This is a genomic window from Pseudomonas sp. GNP012, from assembly GCF_054343835.1.
Window position 1 is genome coordinate 211,429 of record NZ_JBTGUU010000001.1, and the last position, 17,473, is coordinate 228,901.

The 17,473-nt window shown below is 59.6% G+C and carries 22 protein-coding genes; 11 read left to right on the forward strand and 11 right to left on the reverse strand.

What is annotated here, in order from left to right:
• Window positions 1-100: 100 nt before the first annotated feature.
• Entirely contained in the window at window positions 101-625 is a 525-nt protein-coding gene (gene yjgA, locus ACXX83_RS00845) for a ribosome biogenesis factor YjgA (RefSeq protein ID WP_007970253.1), read from the reverse strand.
• 108 nt (window positions 626-733) lie between these two features.
• Here yjgA and pmbA point away from each other — a divergent pair, with 108 nt between their 5' ends.
• Window positions 734-2,080: a metalloprotease PmbA gene (pmbA, locus tag ACXX83_RS00850; RefSeq protein ID WP_217837196.1), complete on the forward strand. Its 1,347-nt coding sequence runs from the start codon at window positions 734-736 to the stop codon at window positions 2,078-2,080.
• A 66-nt stretch (window positions 2,081-2,146) separates the two neighbouring features.
• Here pmbA and ACXX83_RS00855 read toward each other — a convergent pair whose 3' ends face one another.
• The 10 genes from ACXX83_RS00855 to ACXX83_RS00900 form a co-directional block, all read right to left on the reverse strand.
• Window positions 2,147-2,419 (reverse strand): HPr family phosphocarrier protein, encoded by a 273-nt coding sequence (locus tag ACXX83_RS00855; protein WP_015093494.1) that lies wholly within the window; start codon window positions 2,417-2,419, stop codon window positions 2,147-2,149.
• Window positions 2,420-2,434: 15 nt separating this feature from the next.
• Window positions 2,435-3,292, reverse strand: coding sequence for an RNase adapter RapZ (gene rapZ, locus ACXX83_RS00860; RefSeq protein WP_150718656.1), 858 nt, complete (start codon window positions 3,290-3,292; stop codon window positions 2,435-2,437).
• Window positions 3,293-3,294: 2 nt separating this feature from the next.
• The gene (ptsN, locus tag ACXX83_RS00865) at window positions 3,295-3,759 is read right to left on the reverse strand and encodes a PTS IIA-like nitrogen regulatory protein PtsN (RefSeq protein WP_116580967.1); all 465 of its coding nucleotides are present in this window, start codon (window positions 3,757-3,759) and stop codon (window positions 3,295-3,297) included.
• 12 nt (window positions 3,760-3,771) lie between these two features.
• Window positions 3,772-4,080, reverse strand: coding sequence for a ribosome hibernation-promoting factor, HPF/YfiA family (gene hpf / locus ACXX83_RS00870; RefSeq protein ID WP_007941242.1), 309 nt, complete (start codon window positions 4,078-4,080; stop codon window positions 3,772-3,774).
• Window positions 4,081-4,154: 74 nt separating this feature from the next.
• Entirely contained in the window at window positions 4,155-5,648 is a 1,494-nt protein-coding gene (locus ACXX83_RS00875; protein ID WP_015093497.1) for an RNA polymerase factor sigma-54, read from the reverse strand.
• Window positions 5,649-5,893: 245 nt separating this feature from the next.
• Complete coding sequence (gene lptB, locus ACXX83_RS00880; RefSeq protein WP_007970262.1) at window positions 5,894-6,619, reverse strand: LPS export ABC transporter ATP-binding protein; 726 nt, start codon at window positions 6,617-6,619, stop codon at window positions 5,894-5,896.
• On the reverse strand, window positions 6,619-7,167 hold the full coding sequence (lptA, locus tag ACXX83_RS00885; protein ID WP_104450946.1) for a lipopolysaccharide transport periplasmic protein LptA: 549 nt from the start codon (window positions 7,165-7,167) through the stop codon (window positions 6,619-6,621). The genes lptB and lptA overlap by 1 nt, the downstream gene beginning before the upstream one ends.
• Window positions 7,154-7,726, reverse strand: coding sequence for an LPS export ABC transporter periplasmic protein LptC (gene lptC, locus ACXX83_RS00890; protein ID WP_217837197.1), 573 nt, complete (start codon window positions 7,724-7,726; stop codon window positions 7,154-7,156). Before lptC ends, lptA begins: the two co-directional genes overlap by 14 nt.
• Window positions 7,727-7,733: 7 nt before the next feature.
• Window positions 7,734-8,258, reverse strand: coding sequence for a KdsC family phosphatase (locus tag ACXX83_RS00895; RefSeq protein ID WP_008018712.1), 525 nt, complete (start codon window positions 8,256-8,258; stop codon window positions 7,734-7,736).
• Window positions 8,258-9,232, reverse strand: coding sequence for a KpsF/GutQ family sugar-phosphate isomerase (locus ACXX83_RS00900; RefSeq protein ID WP_429394040.1), 975 nt, complete (start codon window positions 9,230-9,232; stop codon window positions 8,258-8,260). Before ACXX83_RS00900 ends, ACXX83_RS00895 begins: the two co-directional genes overlap by 1 nt.
• 276 nt (window positions 9,233-9,508) lie before the next feature.
• On the opposite strand from ACXX83_RS00900, the gene ACXX83_RS00905 reads away from it, so the two are divergent.
• The 10 genes from ACXX83_RS00905 to hisC all read left to right on the forward strand — a co-directional run bounded on the left by ACXX83_RS00905 (window position 9,509) and on the right by hisC (window position 17,457).
• Window positions 9,509-10,318 (forward strand): ATP-binding cassette domain-containing protein, encoded by an 810-nt coding sequence (locus tag ACXX83_RS00905; RefSeq protein ID WP_102702537.1) that lies wholly within the window; start codon window positions 9,509-9,511, stop codon window positions 10,316-10,318.
• Window positions 10,318-11,115, forward strand: coding sequence for a lipid asymmetry maintenance ABC transporter permease subunit MlaE (gene mlaE, locus ACXX83_RS00910; RefSeq protein ID WP_015093502.1), 798 nt, complete (start codon window positions 10,318-10,320; stop codon window positions 11,113-11,115). Before ACXX83_RS00905 ends, mlaE begins: the two co-directional genes overlap by 1 nt.
• The gene (gene mlaD / locus ACXX83_RS00915; protein ID WP_007970271.1) at window positions 11,115-11,582 is read left to right on the forward strand and encodes an outer membrane lipid asymmetry maintenance protein MlaD; all 468 of its coding nucleotides are present in this window, start codon (window positions 11,115-11,117) and stop codon (window positions 11,580-11,582) included. The genes mlaE and mlaD overlap by 1 nt, the downstream gene beginning before the upstream one ends.
• An 11-nt stretch (window positions 11,583-11,593) precedes the next feature.
• A complete protein-coding gene (locus tag ACXX83_RS00920; RefSeq protein ID WP_458547357.1) occupies window positions 11,594-12,247 on the forward strand; it encodes an MlaC/ttg2D family ABC transporter substrate-binding protein in 654 nt (217 codons plus the stop codon).
• Window positions 12,244-12,549 carry an STAS domain-containing protein gene (locus ACXX83_RS00925; RefSeq protein ID WP_217837199.1) on the forward strand — a complete coding sequence of 102 codons (306 nt, stop codon included), beginning with the start codon at window positions 12,244-12,246 and terminating at the stop codon, window positions 12,547-12,549. Before ACXX83_RS00920 ends, ACXX83_RS00925 begins: the two co-directional genes overlap by 4 nt.
• A 114-nt stretch (window positions 12,550-12,663) precedes the next feature.
• A complete protein-coding gene (locus ACXX83_RS00930) occupies window positions 12,664-12,903 on the forward strand; it encodes a BolA family protein (protein ID WP_015093504.1) in 240 nt (79 codons plus the stop codon).
• 22 nt (window positions 12,904-12,925) lie between these two features.
• Window positions 12,926-14,191 carry a UDP-N-acetylglucosamine 1-carboxyvinyltransferase gene (gene murA / locus ACXX83_RS00935; RefSeq protein ID WP_015093505.1) on the forward strand — a complete coding sequence of 422 codons (1,266 nt, stop codon included), beginning with the start codon at window positions 12,926-12,928 and terminating at the stop codon, window positions 14,189-14,191.
• 124 nt (window positions 14,192-14,315) lie between these two features.
• Complete coding sequence (gene hisG / locus ACXX83_RS00940) at window positions 14,316-14,951, forward strand: ATP phosphoribosyltransferase (RefSeq protein ID WP_007970278.1); 636 nt, start codon at window positions 14,316-14,318, stop codon at window positions 14,949-14,951.
• Window positions 14,952-15,076: 125 nt separating this feature from the next.
• Window positions 15,077-16,402: a histidinol dehydrogenase gene (gene hisD / locus ACXX83_RS00945; RefSeq protein WP_015093506.1), complete on the forward strand. Its 1,326-nt coding sequence runs from the start codon at window positions 15,077-15,079 to the stop codon at window positions 16,400-16,402.
• A 2-nt stretch (window positions 16,403-16,404) separates the two neighbouring features.
• Entirely contained in the window at window positions 16,405-17,457 is a 1,053-nt protein-coding gene (gene hisC / locus ACXX83_RS00950) for a histidinol-phosphate transaminase (protein ID WP_015093507.1), read from the forward strand.
• Window positions 17,458-17,473 lie beyond the last annotated feature (16 nt).

Here is a 17,473-nt window from a genome sequence, read left to right on the forward strand (position 1 = left end):
ACCCCCTGTAGGAGCTGCCGCAGGCTGCGATCTTTTGATCTTGAAAAAACAAAGTCAAAAGATCGCAGCCTGCGGCAGCTCCTACAGGGGGCTCGATGACTTAACGCAGTCCGCGTTGAGTCTCGTCCAGCTCACGGATGTACTTGAAGATTTTACGGCTGGAAGCAGGAGGCTTGTTTTGCGCAACCTCATGCTGGGCCTGACGGATCAGGGAGCGCAGTTGCTGGCGATCCGCGTCGGGATATTCGACGACGAATTTTTCCAGCACGGCGTCGTCACCGGCAATCAGACGATCGCGCCAGCGTTCCAGGTTATGGAAGCGTTCGTTGTATTGACGGGTGGAGGCATCGAGTTGATCGAGCAGAACCAGAATCGCGTCAGTGTCCTGATCGCGCATCAGTTTGCCGATGAACTGAAGGTGCCGTTTACGCGCGATGTTCGCGGTGTGCTTGGGCGCATCGGCCAGGGCCCGGCGCAATCCGTCGGTCAATGGCAGTTTGTTGAGCAAGTCAGGCTTGAGCGTTGTAAGGCGCTCGCCGAGGTCAACCAGAGCATGCAGCTCGCGTTTGACCTGGGATTTGCTTTTTTCTCCCGTATCGAGGGAGTCGTCGTAAGAATCAACCATGGTGGCAGTCCGCAAAGAAACGCCGCCATGATAACCAGTCGGGGGCCGCTTGTCCGGCCCGGTCGCTCGATGACCGTTACCGAAAGCAGAATTTGAGTGGAGAACAGCATGAGTGCAGTTGAAAGCGTCGGCCCACAAGCATTGCCGGCACTGCAGGAACAGGTCGAGCAGATCATCGCTGAAGCCAGGCGCCAGGGGGCCAGCGCCTGTGAAGTGGCCGTCTCCCTGGAGCAGGGCCTTTCGACGTCGGTGCGCCAGCGTGAAGTCGAAACGGTCGAATTCAACCGCGATCAGGGTTTTGGCATCACCCTGTACGTAGGCCAGCGCAAGGGCTCGGCCAGCACGTCGGCCAGCGGTCCGGAAGCGATTCGCGAAACGGTGGCCGCTGCTCTGGCTATCGCCAAGCACACCTCGGAAGACGAAGCCTCGGGCCTGGCCGATGCCGCGTTGATGGCGCGGGATCTTCCGGATTTCGACCTGTTTCACCAATGGGACATCACGCCGGAGCAAGCCATCGAGCAGGCCCTGGCCTGTGAAGCCGCAGCGTTCGCCGCCGACAGCCGGATCAAGAACGCCGACGGTACCACCCTCAGCACCCATCAGGGCTGCCGCGTTTATGGCAACAGTCACGGGTTTATCGGTGGTTATGCGTCGACTCGCCACAGCCTCAGCTGCGTGATGATCGCCGAAGCGGACGGCCAGATGCAGCGTGATTACTGGTACGACGTGAACCGTCAGGGCAACTTGCTGGCCGATCCGGTGAGCATCGGCCAGCGTGCCGCGCAACGGGCGGCGAGCCGCCTGGGCGCGCGTCCGGTGCCGACCTGTGAGGTTCCGGTGCTGTTTTCCGCAGAATTGGCTGGTGGCCTGTTCGGCAGTTTCCTGTCGGCGATTTCCGGAGGCAGCCTGTATCGCAAGTCGTCATTCCTTGAAGGCACGCTGGGGCAGAAGCTGTTTCCGGAGTGGCTGACCATCGACGAGCGCCCACACTTGATGCGTGCGATGGGCAGCGCGGCGTTCGATGGTGATGGTCTGGCAACCTACGCCAAACCGTTTGTCGAAAAAGGCGAGTTGGTGTCGTACATCCTCGGCACCTACTCAGGCCGCAAGCTCGGCATGCCGAGCACCGCCAATGCCGGCGGCGTGCACAACCTGTTCGTCACCCACGGCGATGAAGACCAGGCGGCCTTGCTGCGGCGCATGGGGCGCGGGCTGTTGGTGACTGAACTGATGGGGCAGGGCCTGAACATGGTGACCGGTGACTATTCCCGAGGCGCGGCGGGTTACTGGGTCGAGAACGGCGAAATCCAGTTCGCGGTCCAGGAAGTGACCATCGCCGGCAACATGCGCGACATGTTCAAACAGATCGTCGCCGTGGGGAATGATCTTGAGTTGCGTAGCAACATTCGTACGGGCTCGGTGCTGATCGAGCGGATGACGGTGGCAGGCAGCTAAGCCTCCCCGTTACACAAAAAGCGCGCCACCCATCGGGTGGCGCGCTTTTTTTAAGTCAAAAGATCTTTATTCGCCTTCGTCGAAGAAGTTGTTGATCAACGCGACCAGCGCATCCAGGGCTTCCTGTTCCCGCTCACCTTCTGTGCTCAAGTGGATCGTGGTGCCTTTGCCAGCAGCCAGCATCATCATCGCCATGATGCTTTTGCCATCGACCATGGACTCTGGTGTGCGACCGGCCCGGATCTGGCACGGGAACTGACCCGCGACCCCAACGAATTTTGCAGAAGCGCGGGCGTGCAGGCCCAGTTTATTGATGATTTCGATTTCCAGAGCAGGCATCGCGATGTGAATCCTTTAGCTGAGGTCGCGGTGGCGAACCTGGACGTTCTTCAGGGTTTTTTGCAGCGCCTGCCCCAGACGCTCGGTCAGGTAGACGGAGCGGTGATGTCCGCCAGTGCAGCCAATGGCAATGGTGACGTAGGCGCGGTTGCTGGCGGCAAAACGAGGCAGCCACTTTAGCAGGTATGTGGAAATGTCCTGGAACATCTCTTCGACATCCGGCTGTGCCGCCAGGTATTCGGCAACCGGTTGATCGAGTCCGGACTGCTCGCGCAATTCCGGTTTCCAGTAGGGGTTGGGCAGACAACGCACATCGAACACCAGGTCGGCGTCCACCGGCATGCCGCGCTTGAATCCGAAGGATTCCACCAGGAACGCAGTCCCGGGTTCTGGCTGGTTCAACAGGCGCAGCTTGATGGTGTCGCGCAGTTGATAGAGATTCAGGCTGGTGGTGTTGATCTTGAGATCGGCGAGGTCGGCAATCGGCCCGAGCAGGACGCTCTCGACGTTGATGGCTTCGGCCAGCGAGCGGTTGGCGTTGCTCAGGGGATGACGTCGGCGGGTTTCCGAGAAGCGCTTGAGCAGGGTTTCTTCGTCGGCATCCAGGTACAGGACATCGCACTGGATGTGGCGGCTGCGGACTTCTTCGAGCAGGTCAGGGAAGCGTGACAGGTGGCTGGGCAGGTTGCGGGCGTCAATGGAAACGGCCACCAGCGGCTGCATCAGTTCGGTATGAATCAACGCTCGTTCGGCCAGTTCCGGCAGCAGGCCGGCAGGCAGATTGTCGATGCAGTAGTAGCCGTTGTCCTCAAGAACATTGAGGGCGGTGCTTTTACCCGAGCCGGAACGGCCACTGACGATGATCAAGCGCATGATTACTGACCGTTTTGCTCGTCCAGGACAACCTGATACAGGGCTTCGTTGCTTGCGGCATTACGCAGTTTTTCGCGAACGTCCTTGCGGTCAAGCATGCTGGCGATCTGTCGCAGCAGCTCAAGGTGCGCATCGGTAGCGGCTTGCGGGACCAGCAGAACGAACAGCAGGTCAACCGGCGCGCCGTCGATGGCGTCGAAATCGATTGGGGCGTCCAGGTGCATCAATGCACTGATGGGCGATACACACCCCTTGAGACGGCAGTGTGGAATAGCGATGCCGTTGCCAAAACCGGTGGAGCCGAGTTTTTCACGGGCAATCAGCGCCTCGAAGACATCTTGCATCTCCAGAGCCGGCACTTCGCGGGCGATCAGATTGGCAATTTGTTCGAGGGCTTTCTTTTTACTGCCGCCCGGCACGTTCACCAGGGAACGGCCGGGGGTCAGGATACTTTCAAGTCGGATCATGGGTAGGGAGTGTTAACGACCGGTTGCGCCCTGAAGGAGGCTCTGGGTCTTTTCCTTATGCTTTTTGAGTTGTTTATCCAGCTTGTCGGTGAGTGCATCGATCGCAGCGTACATATCGGTATGTTCCGCATTGGCGACCACTTCATTCCCGGGAATATGCAGCGTGGCTTCGATTTTCTGCTTCAGCTTCTCGACGGTCATCGTGACCTGCACGTTAGTGATCTTGTCGAAATGTCGCTCCAATCGTTCGAGTTTTTCGCCGATGTAGGTGCGAAGAGGTTCGGTCACTTCCAGTTGGTGTCCACTGATGTTGACTTGCATACAGCTTCTCCTTCGTTGCCAGTGCATAAAGCGGTAGATCAGATGATCTACCACTGGAACGCTGTGGCGTGGCTCTACATCAACCGCTTGCGTTCGCTCGAAGGCGCGATCCCGAGGGATTCGCGGTACTTGGCGACGGTGCGGCGAGCCACCTGAATGCCTTGTGCCTCCAGTAAACCAGCGATCTTGCTGTCACTCAACGGCTTTTTCTGATTTTCCGCGGCAACCAGTTTTTTGATGATCGCCCGGATCGCCGTGGACGAGCATTCGCCGCCTTCGGAGGTGCTTACGTGACTGGAAAAAAAGTATTTCAGTTCATAAATACCCCGGGGGGTGTGCATGAACTTCTGGGTCGTTACCCGTGAAATCGTCGACTCATGCATGCCGACCGCTTCGGCGATGTCATGCAGGACCAGCGGCTTCATGGCTTCGTCGCCATATTCGAGGAAACCGCGCTGATGCTCCACGATCTGGGTGGCAACCTTCATCAGGGTTTCATTGCGGCTCTGCAGGCTCTTGATGAACCAGCGGGCCTCCTGCAACTGATTGCGCATGAACGTGTTGTCGGCGCTGGTATCGGCGCGGCGCACAAAACCGGCGTACTGGGCGTTGACCCGCAGCCGTGGCACCGACTCCTGATTCAGCTCTACCAGCCAGCGCTCGTTGTCCTTGCGTACGATGACGTCAGGAACGACGTACTCGGCTTCGGTGGACTCGATTTGCGAGCCCGGGCGCGGGTTGAGGCTCTGGACCAGCTCTATGACCTGGCGCAGCTCATCTTCCTTGAGCTTCATGCGACGCATGAGCTGGCTGTAGTCGCGGCTGCCAAGCAGGTCGATGTAATCGGTGACAAGGCGCTTGGCTTCGGCCAGCCAAGGGGTCTTGGCGGGCAACTGGCGCAATTGCAGCAGCAGGCATTCGCCCAGATTGCGTGCGCCGATGCCGGCCGGCTCGAATTGCTGGATGCGGTGCAGGACGGCTTCGATTTCGTCCAGTTCGATGTCCAGTTCCGGGTCGAAGGCTTCGAGGATTTCCTCGAGGGTTTCGTCCAGGTAGCCCTGATTGTTGATGCAGTCGATCAGGGTCACCGCGATCAGGCGATCGGTGTCGGACATCGGAGCCAGGTTCAGTTGCCACAGCAAGTGGCTTTGCAGGCTTTCACCGGCCGAGGTGCGGGTGGTGAAGTCCCACTCGTCATCGTCATTGCTGGGCAGGCTGCTGGCGCTGGTCTGGTAAACGTCTTCCCATGCGGTGTCGACGGGGAGTTCATTGGGGATACGCTCGTTCCAGTCACCCTCATCGAGGTTGTCAACCGTCGGGGCGCTTTCCTGGTAGGAGGGTTCCTGGATATCGGTGTTGGGCTTTTGTTCGGCGTTGTCGGCCAAGGGGTCGGAATTGTCGAAGTCGTCGCCTTCTTCCTGGCGTTCGAGCATCGGATTGGACTCCAGGGCCTCCTGGATTTCCTGTTGCAGGTCCAGGGTCGACAATTGGAGCAGGCGGATGGCCTGTTGCAGCTGAGGTGTCATCGTCAGCTGCTGGCCCATTCTCAAGACTAGCGATGGTTTCATGGCAGGGGCTTAACACCTTATTCGCCGGCGCACATGCGCCATCCACTACAGGGCGCCGGGGCGCCAAACATAAGCAAATTATATGCCTGAAACTGAAGGATTTGCCTAGAGCGCTGTAACAATAAAAAACTATAAATTTGTGTTGCGGTGCTGCCCATGTTGGGGGCTGAACGCGCAGGTTCGCATCAGGCCTGATGAATCGCGAGACCGGTGCCCGGGCGCCTTGCCTGGGCACAGCTCAGCGTTTACAGGCGGAACTCATGGCCCAGGTACACTTCCTTCACCAGGTCGTTGGCCAGGATGGTCTCTGCGTCACCTTCGGCAATCAATTGGCCGTCATTGACGATATAGGCGGTTTCACAGATATCCAGGGTTTCACGAACGTTGTGGTCCGTGATCAGCACGCCAATGCCTTTGGCCTTGAGGTGGTAAATGATCTGTTTGATGTCGCCGACCGAAATCGGGTCCACGCCGGCGAACGGTTCATCGAGGAGGATGAACTTCGGGTTGGTGGCCAGGGCGCGTGCGATTTCCACGCGGCGGCGCTCACCACCGGACAGGCTCATGCCGAGGTTGTCGCGGATGTGGCTGATGTGGAATTCCTGCAGCAGGCTTTCCAGCTCCTTGCGGCGACCGGCCTTGTCGAGCTCCTTGCGGGTCTCGAGGATGGCCATGATGTTGTCGGCCACCGACAGTTTGCGGAAGATCGATGCTTCTTGCGGCAAATAGCCGATACCGGCTTTTGCACGGCCGTGCATCGGCTGGTGGCTGACGTCCAGGTCATCGATCAGGACGCGGCCCTGGTCGGCTTGCACCAGGCCGACGATCATGTAGAAGCAGGTGGTCTTGCCGGCGCCGTTCGGGCCAAGCAGGCCGACGATCTGACCGCTGTCGATGGACAGGCTGACATCACGCACGACCTGGCGGCTCTTGTAGCTCTTGGCCAGATGCTGAGCTTTCAGAGTTGCCATTACTGGGCCTTTTTCTCGTCGGTTTTCTTCTTCGGCTGGATGACCATGTCGATGCGCGGACGCGACTCGGTCACCTTGCTGCCGGTGGCGCGCCCGGCGCTGGCCAGCTTCTTCTCGGTGTCGTAGACGATTTTCTCGCCTTGGGTGACGTTGTTGTCCTTGTCGACAACCTTGGCCTTGTCGATCAACACGACGCGATTTTGCGTGGCGTGATACTGGATCGTCACGCCCCAACCCTGAACAGGCTTGGTATCGCCAGCCGTCTGCAATTGCTCGAAGTACGCCAGGTTGCCCACCGAGGTCACTACGTCAATGTCGCCAGTCGGGGTGCGGGTGATGGTAACGGTGTTGCCTGTCACCTTCATCGAGCCTTGGGTGATGATCACGTCACCCTTATAGGTAGCAATACCTTGCTTGTCGTCCAGTTGGGCATCGTCGGCCTGAATGCGGATAGGCTGCTGTTGGTCTTCCGGCAGAGCCCAGGCGCTCACGCTTCCCAGTGCTGCGCCCAGACTGAGCAAAATCGGGAGGGTTTTAACGAGCCTCATACTGTCCTCTTACGTTCGATAGCAGGTGTATCCTGCTTTCTTTCAAATACGCTTTCATTCCCTTGCCAGTCGATACACCGCCAGCGCCGTCGATTCTAACGTCTTGCTCGGTCTGCGCATATTGCTGCTGCGGGAACACGGTCATGCGGGTGCTGGTGATCAGGGTCTTGCGGTTTTTCTCGTCGAAGCGCGTGATGCGCACATCATCGATCAACTCGACCTGCGTGCCGTCAGGGTTGACCTCGCCGCGCAGGCTCTGGACGTGCCACGGGAACTCAGTGCCGCGGAACACGTTCAGGTCGGGGTTGGTCAGCAGTGTCACCTCGGTCGCCTTCAGGTGCTCGACCTTGTCGGACACCAGATCATATTGCAGCTTGCCGTCCGGCAGGTACTGCACGCTGTGGGCGTTGATGGCGTAATAGTCGATCGCGCTTTCATCGACCGGCGTTACCGGCTTGTCGAGGAAGCGTTCCGGGCTGATGTTCCAGTAGCCAACCGCGACGAATATCGCCGCGATGCAACTGAACATCAGGGTGTTACGAAACTTTTTGCTCAGCATATCGGGCTCACAGGTACGCCGCATTGGCCGCATCGAGGCGGTCCTGGGCGCGCAGGATCAATTCGCAGAACTCGCGAGCGGCACCTTCGCCGCCACGGGCGAGGGTGATGCCGTGAGCATGTTCGCGCACGAAACTGGCGGCGTTGGCCACCGCCATGCCCAGGCCGACGCGGCGAATCACCGGCAGGTCGGGCAGGTCGTCGCCGAGGTAGGCCACCTGTTCGTAGCTCAAATTCAGTTGGGCCAGCAGTTCGTCGAGTACCACCAGTTTGTCTTCGCGGCCCTGATACAGGTGCGGGATGCCGAGGTTTTTGGCTCGCCGCTCGACCACCGGGGTCTTGCGGCCACTGATAATGGCAGTTTGCACTCCAGCGGCCATCAGCATCTTGATGCCTTGGCCGTCGAGCGTGTTGAACGTCTTGAATTCGCTGCCGTCTTCGAGGAAGTACAGGCGTCCATCGGTCAGCACGCCGTCGACATCGAACACCGCCAGTTTGATCTGTTTGCCGCGTTGCAGCAGGTCCGCACTCATTACATTACTCCTGCACGCAGCAAGTCGTGCATGTTCAAGGCGCCGACCGGGCGATCTTCGCTGTCGACCACGACCAGCGCGTTGATTTTATGGTCTTCCATGATTTTCAGCGCTTCGGCGGCCAGCATTTCGGCGCGGGCGGTCTTGCCATGGGCCGTCATGACCTGGTCGATGACAGCGCTGTGGATGTCGATGCTGCGGTCCAGTGTGCGGCGCAAATCACCATCGGTGAAAATCCCGGCCAACTTGCCGTCGGCCTCAAGGATGACGGTCATGCCCAGGCCCTTGCGGGTCATTTCCATCAAGGCGTCCTTGAGCAGGGTGCCACGCTGGACCTGCGGCAACTCCTGGCCGGCGTGCATGACATTTTCCACTTTCAGCAGCAGGCGTCGGCCGAGGGCGCCGCCGGGATGGGAAAAGGCGAAGTCTTCGGCGGTAAAACCACGGGCTTCCAGCAGTGCGACCGCCAGGGCGTCGCCCATGACCAGGGCGGCGGTGGTCGACGAGGTGGGTGCAAGGTTCAACGGGCAGGCTTCGTGTTCGACGTGAACATTCAGGTTGACCTCCGCGGCCTTGGCCAGCGGCGAATCAGGGTTGCCGGTCATGCTGATCAACTGAATGCCCAGGCGCTTGATCAGTGGCAGCAGGGTAACGATTTCATTGGTGGAGCCGGAATTCGAGAGCGCCAGAATGATGTCGTCGCGGGTAATCATGCCCATGTCACCATGGCTGGCTTCCGCCGGGTGCACAAAAAACGCCGTGGTGCCGGTGCTGGCCAGGGTTGCGGCGATCTTGTTGCCGACGTGCCCCGACTTGCCCATGCCGACCACGACCACGCGGCCTTTGCTGGCCAGAATCATCTCGCAAGCGCGTACGAAATCTGCGTCGATATGGGGTAGCAGGCCTTGCACGGCTTCTACTTCGAGGCGGATGGTGCGTTGTGCTGATTGAATCAGGTCGCTGGATTGGCTCATGTCAGAAATCGTATAGCCTGATGAAAAGGCGGCGATTATAGCGGTTATGATCGAATCCCTCACGCAAGTTCGTCGCGCATTGTCATTCCTTGTTACCTGAAACCCTCTAGGCGGGGCTTTGAACCACTCCTGCAGTTGTACATGACTCGGCTTTGGCCTTGGGCGCGCAGCCTTTGCAGTGATATAGTTCGCCGCCAGTTCGGCCTGCCCGGGAGGTATGTGCTTTCGTCAGAAAGTCAGGCGTCCGAGTGAGAGGCTGCATCGCAAGGAGTTTAGATGAGTGCCGATAACGCCTACGCGGTCGAGCTGAAGGGACTGTCCTTCAAGCGCGGTGCGCGCAGCATTTTCAATAATGTCGATATCCGTATCCCGCGTGGCAAGGTCACCGGCATCATGGGGCCTTCCGGGTGCGGCAAGACTACGCTTTTGCGTCTGATGGGGGCCCAACTGCGCCCCACCAAGGGCGAAGTCTGGGTCAACGGTCAGAACCTGCCAAAACTGTCGCGAAGCGACCTGTTCGATGCGCGCAAGCATATGGGCGTGCTGTTTCAGAGCGGCGCGCTGTTTACCGACCTCGATGTCTTCGAGAATGTCGCGTTTCCGCTACGGGTTCACACGCAACTGCCGGAAGAAATGATCCGCGACATCGTCCTGCTCAAATTGCAGGCCGTGGGTTTGCGCGGTGCCATCGAATTGATGCCCGACGAGCTTTCCGGCGGCATGAAGCGCCGTGTTGCGCTGGCCCGGGCGATTGCGCTCGATCCACAGATCCTCATGTACGACGAACCCTTTGTCGGCCAGGACCCCATCGCCATGGGCGTTCTGGTGCGTCTGATTCGCTTGCTCAACGATGCGCTGGGTATCACCAGCATCGTGGTTTCCCACGACCTGGCCGAGACCGCGAGCATTGCCGATTACATTTATGTGGTGGGCGATGGCCAGGTGTTGGGGCAGGGGACCCCGGACGAGTTGATGAACTCGGATGAGCCGCGCATTCGTCAGTTCATGACCGGCGAACCCGATGGCCCGGTTCCGTACCACTTTCCAGCGACGGATTACCGCGCAGATATTCTGGGGAAGCGCTGATGCGCAGAATTTCATTGATTGAACGCGTTCGCCGCTTCGGCCAGGCCGGCATCGATGTGCTGGCGGTGTTCGGGCGTTCGGCCTTGTTCCTGTTTCATGCCTTGCTTGGCCGCGGTGGTATCGGTGGCAGCTTCGGGTTGCTGGTCAAGCAGCTGCATTCGGTGGGCGTGATGTCCCTGGTGATCATCGTGGTCTCCGGGGTGTTCATCGGCATGGTGCTGGCGCTGCAGGGCTTCAACATCCTTTCCAGCTACGGTTCGGAGCAGGCTGTCGGGCAGATGGTTGCGCTGACGCTGCTGCGAGAGCTGGGGCCGGTGGTGACCGCCTTGCTGTTCGCCGGGCGCGCCGGTTCGGCCTTGACCGCGGAAATCGGCAACATGAAGTCCACCGAGCAGTTGTCCAGCCTGGAAATGATCGGGGTTGACCCGCTCAAGTACATCATCGCGCCACGCTTGTGGGCCGGCTTCATTTCCCTGCCGGTGCTGGCGATGATTTTCAGCGTGGTGGGCATCTGGGGCGGCTCGTGGGTCGCTGTCGACTGGCTGGGGGTCTATGAAGGTTCCTACTGGTCGAACATGCAGAACAGCGTGACGTTCACTGAGGATGTGCTAAACGGGATCATCAAAAGTATCGTCTTTGCCTTTGTCGTGACCTGGATCGCCGTATTCCAAGGCTATGACTGCGAACCCACTTCCGAGGGGATCAGTCGTGCCACTACCAAGACCGTTGTCTATGCCTCGTTGGCAGTGCTCGGCCTGGACTTTATTCTGACCGCCTTGATGTTTGGAGATTTCTGATGCAAAACCGCACCCTGGAAATCGGTGTCGGCCTTTTCTTGCTGGCTGGCATCCTGGCTTTGCTCTTGTTGGCGTTGCGGGTTAGTGGCCTGTCCCCGACTCCGAGCACCGACACGTATAAACTTTACGCCTACTTCGACAATATCGCCGGTTTGACTGTCAGAGCAAAGGTGACCATGGCCGGTGTGACCATCGGCAAGGTCACGGCCATCGATCTGGATCGCGACAGCTTTACCGGTCGGGTGACCATGCAGCTGGAAAAACGCATCGATAATCTGCCGGCGGACTCCACAGCATCTATCCTGACCGCAGGACTGTTGGGCGAGAAGTACATCGGTATCAGCGTGGGCGGGGAAGACACCCTGCTCAAGGATGGTGGAACCATCCATGACACGCAGTCATCGCTGGTGCTTGAGGACCTGATCGGTAAATTCCTGCTCAATACCGTTAGCAAAGAAGCTAAATGAGGAACTGTTAAATGATCTCTACCTTGCGACGTGGCCTGTTGGTAATGCTCGCGGTGTTTCCGTTGGTGTCCCACGCCGTAGCGGCACCTTCGGCGCACGATCTGGTGCAGGACACAACCAACCGTATGCTCGCGGACCTGGCGGCAAACAAAGAGAAGTACAAGCAGGATCCGCAAGACTTTTATGCGGCGCTGAACACCATCGTCGGGCCGGTCGTGGATGCCGAGGGTATTTCCAAGAGCATCATGACGGTCAAGTACTCGCGTAAAGCTACACCTGCGCAGATGAAGACCTTCGAAGAAAACTTCAAGAGGGGCCTGTTCCAGTTCTATGGCAATGCCTTGCTGGAGTACAACAACCAGGGCATCACCGTTGAACCGGCCAAGGACGAATCGGGCGACCGTACCAGCGTTGGCATGACGGTCAAAGGCAGCAGCGGCGCGATCTATCCGGTGTCCTACACGCTGGAAAAGATCAACGGCGAGTGGAAACTGCGTAACGTCATCATCAACGGCATCAATATCGGCAAGCTGTTCCGCGATCAGTTCGCCGATGCGATGCAGCGCAATGGCAACGACCTGGACAAGACCATCAATGGATGGGCCGGGGAAGTCGCCAAGGCCAAGGAAGCCACCGACAAGAAGCCAGAGCAGTCAGCCCAATGAGTGAGTCGGCAGTCCAGATGGACGAAGCGGGTGAGCTGCGACTCAGTGGCGTGCTGGATTACCGCACCGGCCCTGGCCTGCGTGAACAGGGCAAGGCGCTGATCAAGGCCAGCAAGGCTGCGGCGCTGGTGCTCGATTGTTCGGCGGTGACCAAGTCCAGCAGTGTCGGTTTGTCATTGCTGCTGTGTTTCATCCGCGATGCTCAGGCGGCCGGCAAGGCGTTGAGCATCCGAGGAATGCCGGAAGACATGCGTGAAATCGCTCAGGTCAGCGAGCTGACCGAGCTGTTGGCGCATCCCTAACCCGCATCTATAAAGAAGCCCCCCGTCAGAGTCCTGCTTCGCGGGGTTCGCAGGCGCGGGGCTTTTTTGTATGATGTCCGACCCGCGCGCACAGGGCGCCGATTGAGGTTGAGCATGCAGGCCGTAGAAGTGAAGAGCTTCCTTGAAGGAAAGCTGCCCGGAACGTTGGTAGAAGTCGAGGGCGAAGGCTGCAATTTCCAGCTGAATGTGATTAGCGATGAACTGGCGGCGATGAGCCCGGTGAAGCGTCAGCAGCAGATCTATGCCCATTTGAACCCATGGATCACCGATGGCAGCATCCATGCGGTCACAATGAAATTTTTCAGCAGCGCGGCCTGGGCCGAGCGCACCTGAGCCCAAGGGCGTCGAGATTCTTATGGATAAATTGATTATTACTGGCGGTGCTCGTCTTGACGGCGAAATCCGCATCTCCGGGGCAAAGAACTCTGCCCTGCCGATCCTGGCTGCCACGCTTCTGTGCGATGGTCCGGTGACCGTTGCCAACCTGCCGCACCTGCACGACATCACCACCATGATCGAACTGTTCGGTCGCATGGGGATCGAGCCGGTGATCGACGAAAAACTCGCCGTCGAAATCGACCCGCGCACCATCAAGACCCTGGTCGCACCGTACGAACTGGTTAAAACCATGCGTGCGTCGATCCTGGTGCTTGGCCCGATGGTTGCCCGTTTCGGCGAAGCCGAAGTCGCGCTGCCTGGCGGTTGCGCCATCGGTTCGCGTCCGGTTGACCTGCACATCCGTGGCCTGGAAGCCATGGGTGCGGTCATCGACGTCGAGGGCGGCTACATCAAGGCCAAGGCGCCTGAAGGTGGCCTGCGCGGTGCGCACTTCTTCTTCGACACCGTCAGCGTGACCGGTACCGAAAACATCATGATGGCCGCCGCGCTGGCCAAGGGCCGCAGCGTCCTGCAAAACGCCGCACGCGAACCTGAAGTGGTCGACCTGGCGAACTTCCTGAACGCCATGGGCGCCAAGGTTTCCGGCGCCGGCACCGATACCATCACCATCGATGGCGTCGAGCGTCTGCATACCACGACTTACAAAGTGATGCCCGACCGTATCGAAACCGGCACCTATCTGGTGGCGGCGGCTGTGACCGGTGGTCGCGTGAAGGTCAAGGACACGGATCCGACCATCCTCGAAGCCGTTCTGGAAAAACTCCGGGAGTCCGGTGCAGAGATCACCTGCGGCGAAGACTGGATCGAGCTGAACATGCACGGCAAGCGGCCGAAAGCCGTCAACGTGCGCACCGCTCCGTACCCGGCGTTCCCGACCGACATGCAAGCGCAGTTCATCTCCCTCAACGCCATTGCCGAAGGCACGGGTGCTGTGATCGAGACGATCTTCGAAAACCGCTTCATGCACGTCTACGAACTGCACCGCATGGGCGCCAAGATCCAGGTCGAGGGCAACACCGCGATCGTCACCGGTACCGAGAAGCTCAAGGGCGCGCCAGTGATGGCAACTGACCTGCGTGCTTCGGCCAGCCTGGTGATCTCGGCCCTGGTCGCCGAGGGCGACACCCTGATCGACCGCATCTACCACATAGACCGTGGCTACGAGTGCATCGAGGAAAAACTGCAGATGCTGGGCGCCAAGATCCGTCGCGTTCCGGGCTAGTACTGCTGCAAGGGCATAAGGACATGCCCGTTGATTTGTTGAAGTCGAGCCGTTTTCGGCTCGATGTGTGTCCGGCGCCATTTGCGACCGGGCATGAGTACCTTGATAAGGACTGACGTTTCCCATGTTGACCATCGCACTGTCCAAGGGCCGCATCCTTGACGATACCTTGCCGCTTCTGGCTGAAGCGGGCATCGTGCCGACCGAGAATCCGGACAAGAGCCGCAAGCTGATCATCCCCACGACCCAGGACGATGTCCGTCTGCTGATCGTGCGTGCCACCGATGTGCCGACCTATGTCGAACATGGTGCTGCCGACCTAGGCGTCGCCGGTAAAGATGTGCTGATGGAATACGGCGGCCAGGGCCTGTACGAGCCGCTGGACCTGCAAATTGCCCAGTGCAAGCTGATGACCGCCGGTAAAGTCGGTGCAGTCGAGCCCAAGGGTCGTCTGCGCATCGCTACCAAGTTCGTCAATGTTGCCAAGCGCTACTACGCCGAACAGGGTCGTCAGGTCGATATCATCAAGCTCTACGGTTCGATGGAACTGGCGCCGCTGATCGGTCTGGCGGACAAGATCATCGACGTGGTCGACACTGGTAACACGCTACGGGCCAACGGCCTGGAGCCACAGGATTTCATCGCGGCCATCAGCTCCCGCCTGATCGTCAACAAGGCTTCGATGAAAATGCAGCACGCCCGTATCCAGGCGTTGATCGACACCCTGCGCAAGGCAGTGGAGTCTCGACACCGCGGCTGATTCACCTGCGCGACCGCAAGGCGCGCCGTCTATCCGCCTCATAGCCAGAATTCTCAGGTGCCCAAGCGGATCGAATGTTAGCTTCGGGCGCCTGAGTTTTTTGCCATTCCTATGAGGCTCTCGCTATGACCGCACTGACTGCAATTCGCCGACTCAACGCTGCTGACCCGGATTTCGCGCATCATCTGGATCATCTGCTGAGCTGGGAAAGTGTGTCTGACGACTCGGTCAATCAGCGGGTGCTGGACATCATCAAGGCCGTGCGCGAACGCGGTGACGCGGCGCTGGTGGACTTCACCCGTCAGTTCGACGGCCTGGAAGTGAAGTCCATGGCCGATCTGATCCTGCCGCGCGAGCGTCTGGAGTTGGCACTGACCCGCATCTCCGTGGCCCAGCGCGAAGCACTGGAAGTCGCCGCAGCCCGCGTGCGCAGCTACCACGAGAAGCAGAAGCAGGACTCCTGGAGTTACACCGAGGCGGACGGCACCGTACTGGGCCAGAAAGTCACGCCGCTGGATCGTGCCGGTCTGTACGTGCCGGGCGGCAAGGCGTCGTACCCGTCGTCGGTGTTGATGAACGCGATTCCGGCCAAGGTGGCCGGCGTTACCGAAGTGGTCATGGTCGTACCGACCCCGCGCGGTGAAATCAACGAGCTTGTGCTGGCTGCGGCCTGCATCGCCGGTGTCGACCGCGTGTTCACCATCGGTGGCGCCCAGGCCGTTGCGGCGCTGGCTTACGGCACCGAAAGCGTGCCGAAGGTCGACAAGGTCGTCGGCCCGGGCAACATCTATGTGGCTACCGCCAAGCGCCACGTGTTTGGCCAGGTCGGCATCGACATGATCGCCGGCCCTTCGGAAATCCTCGTGGTGTGCGACGGCCAGACCGATCCGGACTGGATCGCCATGGACCTGTTCTCCCAGGCCGAGCACGACGAAGACGCCCAGGCCATTCTGGTCAGCCCCGACGCCGGGTTCCTCGACAAGGTCGCCGCCAGCATCGCCAAATTGATGCCGACCATGGAGCGTGCCGCAATCATCGAAACCTCGATCAATGGCCGTGGTGCACTGATCAAGGTTCGCGACATGGAACAGGCCATCGAAGTGGCCAACCGCATCGCGCCGGAGCACCTCGAGTTGTCCGTTGCCGATCCGCAAGCCTGGCTGCCACAGATCCGCCACGCCGGCGCGATCTTCATGGGCCGTCACACCTCCGAAGCCCTGGGCGACTACTGCGCAGGCCCGAACCACGTGTTGCCGACCTCCGGCACCGCGCGATTCTCTTCGCCGCTGGGTGTGTATGACTTCCAGAAACGCTCGTCGATCATCTTCTGTTCCGAGCAGGGCGCATCGGAACTGGGCAAGACCGCATCCGTGCTGGCCCGTGGCGAGTCGCTGACCGCGCACGCGCGTAGCGCCGAATACCGCATCGTTGACGACAAGCAGGTGAAATGAAGATGAGTAAATTCTGGAGCCCGTTCGTCAAGAACCTGGTGCCTTACGTGCCGGGCGAGCAGCCGAAACTGGCAAAGCTGGTGAAGCTCAATACCAATGAAAACCCGTATGGTCCATCGCCCAAGGCCCTGGCCGCGATGCAGACCGAACTGAACGACAACCTGCGCCTGTACCCGGACCCGAACAGCGACCTGCTGAAAAACGCTGTCGCCAGGTACTACGGCGTGCAAGGCAATCAGGTGTTCCTCGGCAACGGTTCCGACGAAGTCCTGGCGCACATCTTCCACGGTTTGCTACAGCACGATCAGCCGCTGCTGTTTCCGGACATCAGTTACAGCTTCTATCCGGTCTACTGCGGACTGTATGGCATCAACTTCGACGCGGTGCCGCTGGACGAGCAATTCCAGATCAACCCGGCGGACTACGCCAGGCCGAACGGCGGGATCATCTTCCCCAACCCGAACGCGCCGACCGGCTGCCTGCTGGCGCTGGAAGCAGTGGAGCAGATTCTCAAAGCCAGCCCGGATTCGGTGGTCGTGGTGGACGAGGCTTACATCGATTTCGGCGGCGAGACGGCAATCACTCTGGTCGATCGTTATCCCAACCTGCTGGTGACCCAGACCCTGTCCAAGTCCCGCTCCCTGGCCGGTCTGCGGGTTGGCCTGGCGGTAGGGCATCCGGATCTGATCGAAGCGCTGGAGCGGATCAAGAACAGCTTCAACTCCTACCCGCTGGATCGCATGGCGAATGTCGGCGCCGCTGCCGCGTTCGAGGATCGCGAGTATTTCGACAAGACCTGCCGGTTGGTGATCGAGAATCGCGAGAAGGTCGTCGGGCAATTGCAGGCCAAGGGATTTGAAGTGCTGCCGTCAGCGGCGAACTTCATTTTCGCCCGTCACCCACGGCACGATGCGGCGGGGTTGGCGGCGAAGTTGCGTGAGCAAGGCGTGATCGTCCGGCACTTCAAGCAGGAGCGGATTGCCCAGTTCCTGCGGATCTCCATCGGCACGCCAGAGCAGAACCAGGCGCTGATCGACGGCCTGGGCGAACTCTAAACCACCGCCAACCCTG